7 protein-coding genes are annotated in these 5,195 nt (G+C 33.7%); 1 reads left to right on the top strand and 6 read right to left on the bottom strand.

The window, feature by feature from the left end:
• Positions 1-78: 78 nt before the first annotated feature.
• From PHI38_RS08875 to PHI38_RS08855, 5 genes are all read right to left on the bottom strand, one after another.
• Complete coding sequence (locus tag PHI38_RS08875; RefSeq protein ID WP_299855233.1) at positions 79-1,371, bottom strand: TraB/VirB10 family protein; 1,293 nt, start codon at positions 1,369-1,371, stop codon at positions 79-81.
• Positions 1,368-2,141 carry a type-F conjugative transfer system secretin TraK gene (locus PHI38_RS08870; protein WP_299855229.1) on the bottom strand — a complete coding sequence of 258 codons (774 nt, stop codon included), beginning with the start codon at positions 2,139-2,141 and terminating at the stop codon, positions 1,368-1,370. The genes PHI38_RS08875 and PHI38_RS08870 overlap by 4 nt, the downstream gene beginning before the upstream one ends.
• On the bottom strand, positions 2,138-2,701 hold the full coding sequence (locus PHI38_RS08865) for a TraE/TraK family type IV conjugative transfer system protein (RefSeq protein WP_299855227.1): 564 nt from the start codon (positions 2,699-2,701) through the stop codon (positions 2,138-2,140). The genes PHI38_RS08870 and PHI38_RS08865 overlap by 4 nt, the downstream gene beginning before the upstream one ends.
• A gap of 5 nt (positions 2,702-2,706) precedes the next feature.
• Positions 2,707-3,009: a type IV conjugative transfer system protein TraL gene (traL, locus tag PHI38_RS08860; protein WP_299855224.1), complete on the bottom strand. Its 303-nt coding sequence runs from the start codon at positions 3,007-3,009 to the stop codon at positions 2,707-2,709.
• Between the two features lie 90 nt (positions 3,010-3,099).
• Positions 3,100-3,381 (bottom strand): hypothetical protein, encoded by a 282-nt coding sequence (locus tag PHI38_RS08855; RefSeq protein WP_299855221.1) that lies wholly within the window; start codon positions 3,379-3,381, stop codon positions 3,100-3,102.
• 211 nt (positions 3,382-3,592) lie between these two features.
• Between PHI38_RS08855 and PHI38_RS08850 the strand changes: the two genes are divergently transcribed.
• A complete protein-coding gene (locus PHI38_RS08850) occupies positions 3,593-3,871 on the top strand; it encodes a hypothetical protein (RefSeq protein ID WP_299855218.1) in 279 nt (92 codons plus the stop codon).
• Here PHI38_RS08850 and PHI38_RS08845 read toward each other — a convergent pair.
• A partial coding sequence (locus PHI38_RS08845; protein ID WP_299855215.1) for a hypothetical protein occupies positions 3,845-5,195 on the bottom strand: 1,351 nt, incomplete at its 5' end. The genes PHI38_RS08850 and PHI38_RS08845 overlap by 27 nt on opposite strands.

Raw genomic sequence — 5,195 nt, 5'->3', positions numbered from 1 at the left:
CCGTTGCTGCATCCGCATATAAAACCACCGCAGATGCAAAAATACTTAGTGCCATTTTTCTCATTAATCCCATTTTCATCATTTCTTATCTCCTTGATTAGTGTTACCGCCTGCTTGCTCCATCTCTTCGATAGTTTTCAGCTCTACCATTTGTGTTGTTATAATATTAATTTCTCTTCCAGCCGAGATTTCAATTACTGGAGCAATTTGATCAGCCATTTTCAAATAAAAATCGGCCAGTTTTTCAGCAGATTTTGAAAGTCCACTAAACGCTCCCATTTCCATCGCTTGTCCTGCACTCAAATCATTTGTTGTTGTGGTTGTACCAGTTGTACCAGTTAGAACGACTTGGTTTTGTTGAGCAAAAGCATCTCCTACACCTTGTAGGAACCCTGCAATTAAAGTTCTAGCCAATAATGCACCTTGCTTTGTTACAACTTCACCTTTAAGTCCAAGTTTTCCATCTTCACCAGTTGCAGCACCTTTAAAAGGCATATCTATATGTTTACCTTTATTTGTGATACAAGAGATGTTATTTGTTCTTATATATGCTCTCTCAGCAGTCAAGTCACCGTAACCCTCTCCTACAAGAAAACACTCTTTAACATCATATTTCCATCTGTTTGGTAGGATTGATAAATCTGTTACTTTCATTAGAACTGGAAGCGGTGAGGTTTTAGCTTGAGTCATCGTTGGAGCATCCATCCCAGACAAAAGAACCGCTTTTGTGATAGAATCAGTTGAAATTACTGTTTTATCTTTTGGCTTACTTTTTTTTTCTGGATCTATTGGCTTTGCAACTTGTGTATATTCCAAAGCTCCCTCTACTCTAGTGTACTTTGTGACAGCTTTTCTTTGAACCTCTGGAACATCTCCAAGTTGGCTTATACCAAGTGCTCCAGTTGTACTGTTTTCGCCGTCATTTGGTTTTGGATAGTTTGAATACAAGCCTTTATTATTATCTCCAAAAGGAAAAGGTTGATTATCTTTTGTGTTTTGAGATTGAGGTTGAGCTTTGTTGTTTTTATCTTGTTGCATTTTTATATCAACAATCGTTTTTTTCAAATCACTAAGCTCTTTACTCAGTTTATCATTATCTTTATTGAGACCATCAACTTGTTTTTTTGCTATTTTAAGATCCACAGCTGCATCACCAACCCATCTCGTTTTAGCCATTGTGTCCTCTTCAACGATTTTAAAAGAACCTACATCTCGTTTGTCCTCTTTTTTCTCATCGCTCACCATCATTAAAAGAACCGCCATTGCAACAAACAATCCGATAAAAATAAGTACCTTATTCATTTTTTGATTGTTTTCAGCATTAGACGGATCACGGTCATTACTAAACAATTTCAAAAAGATGTTACTCATTTTTCAGCCTTTGTCACAATCACTACAAGAGCTTTTCCAAATGGTAGAAGATGATTTACTTCATTGTCATAGTAAGCAGTAATTGATTTTGGAGTTCCAGTTGCATATTTGATATATTCTTTTGGATTTAATTTTTTTGGTTTATCTGTTTTATTTAAAACCTCAACCAGTGATGCAGTGTAGATAACACCCTCGTATGTTGCAACCTCTTTTATTTTCAAATCAGCTACATCACTTAAAAGATTATCAACTTGCTTCACTTTATACCCTTGAGGTGAACCACCTTTTAAAATTTGTTGAGAAATTTTTGCAAGTGTCGAGATGTAGCTATCATCTGTTTCATATCTCACAATCTCTTCGGCTTTTTTAGTGAAGTCATTAACTATAATTGTTTCAGCTTCTATGTCTTGAGGGTTAAAAGCAAAAGCATAAGTTTTACCATCTGTTACAAAAAACACTTCCGATGGTTTTGCTTTGTCATAAATGATTTCTGGCTCACCAATTTTCTCTACTTTATCTTTTGCGATAACTTGCACTTGCTCTTTTTGAATAGGTACATACTTTATAAATGCTTGATTATCAGCTATTTTAATATCCACACCTTTTTCTTTAGAATAAGCAACATCCAGTATTTTAGAGGGAAGAACTATTCTATTAACACTTTTGTTTGATACATTTATTGTAATTGTCTCCGATGTAGGGTTATCAATTACAGTTACGGCAAATATTTGAGCCGTAGCCATTATCAACATTAATAATATTTTCTTCATTTATCATCCTTAGTAATTTTAATATCATAGATCCAAAATCTACCTTGCTTAATTTGGTATTCAATCCTTACCACCGCTTGCTCTGATTTCATTATCTTATCTGAGATAATATCTTTCATTACACCAGTAACTTTGATGAGACCTTTTTGATCAACATTTACAACTGATGGAAAGAACACCCTGCTAATAGCATTATCAGTGATATAGTTCATTTGTTCTATAAGGTTTGCTTTAACTTCATAGTAATAATCTGGAGAAACAAGAACCAGTAAATTATCTATATTGTGTTTTGCAGTCTCTTTTGTTACATTCATAAGATTAAATACTGTAAATTGAGCCATTTCGTTAAGGTAAGATTTTGATACTTCATTACCAGTAACCCAAAACTCTTGATTTACAACTTTTGGTGGCATAAACACCACTTTTTGATTATCCATACGACTACTGATTAGATATGATTGGAATATGATCACACCGAGCAACACGATAGTAACAATACGAAAAGTCCAATTCTCGTATATGTACTTATCCATTTTAAATTTGAATTTGTCAAATAGCATTTCTATTACGCTCCTATAAAGTATCTCATATAAGACGGTGGAAGTGTCTTAGGTTGTCTTATTCCCAACATATAAAGTATATGCAGGAAAAAACCTTTAATTTTTGATTTTTTGATTTTTTCATAAAGTGTAGCTGCTAGTACACCAGTTCCAAAAAATGTAGCAAAGGGGATAAACCCTTTTGTGAACATAATGGCGATACCTACAAAAACAGAAAACACCATTAAAGTATCAACTTCCCAGTTCCCAAACATAGGCTTAGTGTCTATGAATTTATTGATTTCAACATAATCATTTGGCTTCACCATTAACTCCTTTTTTTATATGGTTTATTCAAGTCTTTTGAGAAAAACCTCAAAAAACCACAATGTAAGTGCGGAGGTAACTCCGCCTTTACATTAGAAAGTTGCACTATTGATAGCACTAATGATCGTATTTCCTTGTGTAACTAACACAGCAAAACCGAGCATCAAGAAGAACTGTAAGATAGAACCAGCGAAAGCTCTCCATACACCAACCGCAAAGAACATCAATGCGATAATTCTTGCAACATAAGTATCATCTAGCCATCCACTTAATGTATTCCATAAGCTTTGAGCACCTAAATTATCCGTTGTACCTGCAAAAGCCGCCGTTCCTAAGAAAGCGAATAATGCGAAGAGAATTGCAATTTTCTTCAATAAAAACTCCTTTTATTATAAGTTGATTTGACTACTTTAGTTTGTCACCGTTTCTTTTGGCATCCAAAAGTTGTATTTTTATCGCAGCACCCCCTTTTAGAATATATTATGCTAGAATTGTATATAAAGTTTTTTTAAAGTAAGATTAAAATAAGTTAATCTATAATACTATTTTATATACTGTATAGCAATTTATTTTAGAGAGAGGCGAATGAAAAAGAGAGATCAAGAAAAATTAGCAAGTTTAATCCTAAAAAGTAAAGGTATGCTCGCTACGAACACCAGTCAAAAAATGACTTATGATGAGATGGGTAGCATTGCAGATTTTGCAGGGATAAACTTTCATAAATGGGCGAATAGTACGAATACACCAAAATCTGTCATAGGAGTTCTTAATCTTCTCTCTTCCCTTGATAACCACCAAATTATTCAGTTAATGAATATGTGGAGAGATGAGGATAAATCACTCCCCTGCTCCCTTACTGATTAGTTTACCATCTTTCATAATTATAAATTTATAACTACTATTAAAAGGATTTTTGAAGCACTTAAATGTAAATTCATTAATTTTAGTCATTGCTTGATTTTGTAGTTTACAACTTGCTTCAAGTCTTTTGCTAACAGATTGTAGCTGCTCTTTAGCTTCATCTGTAAGCTCTTCTACTCCAGTTCTACCAACATAAGATAATTGTCCGCCGTTGCATTGTTTAAAGTTTTGGATCTGAGCATTTTGCAACATCCTTTTAGTAACACTTGCATACTCGCAACCATCTGGCTCAATACCATTGTAAGATGTTTCATATTGAATTTGTCCTATTGACTTATATGTATCCGTTTTAGTTGAGAGTGTATATGTTGCTAGTTCTTGCTCTACTCCAAGAGCTGCTACTTTTTTTTGATTGTATTCTGTCATAACAGTCTCTTTTGATAACTCTTTACTCTGAGTTGAGGTTTTTAAGGGAATAGTATCCGATGTGGCCTTTGCAAACGATACACCTTTTGTCTCAAGATACTCTTTATCAACACTTTGTTTAAAATCAATAGTAGAGCCATTATGTACCAGTGTAAACTCTTGAGCTTTGTTGCTTGAGTTCTCGCACCATACATAATCTTTATCCATAAAGATATTAATACTACTCGTATCTTTTATTTGTTCCAATCTCGCAAAATAATAATCTTCAATATCCATTTTTTTATAAGAGCTTAGAGCGTTTGCAATATATAAATTCCCACCATTGTAACTACAATATTTTTGAGCACCAGTTATTCTCTCATAACCCCAAGGCATTTGAGCCGTGCTATCAATGTTAAATAACTCTTTAGGAGTGTTGCTTTTAGCTACTGTATCCTTGTATTTTTTACTTTGAAGCCAAAATTTTGAATTTGTGTTTTGAATATTATCGTGAGTGGTGAGGTAGTATCTTGAATATGTTCTTAAAGTTCCACCGCCCATCATATTATTTTGTCGAAGAGCAATATCTTTTTTCATATATTCAATCTCAAAACTGTCTTTAGCCGAAGCACATTTGTAAAAGCCACTATAATGACCAAAACCTTGTCTTGTCATATCATTTCTATATTGTACATAGTCCATACTAAATGATGTTGGCAGCTCTTGCAATTCATTTATAACTTGATCACCGTATATTCCATTGCCACCTATGGCTTGACAATACTCTTTAGCATCTCCAAGAACTTCCATAATATCTCTTGCATCTGCTAAACTTGATTGTTCATTAAAAGTTCTATATTCGATTATTGTTTGGTGAGGTTTTTCGGCGATAATATCGTAGTCTCTAGTTTCGTTAGCTCTT

It is taken from the genome of Sulfurimonas sp. (assembly GCF_028694895.1).
Classification (GTDB): domain Bacteria; phylum Campylobacterota; class Campylobacteria; order Campylobacterales; family Sulfurimonadaceae; genus Sulfurimonas.
Note: the sequence above shows the minus strand (reverse complement) of the source record. Positions and strands in the feature narration are given on the sequence as shown.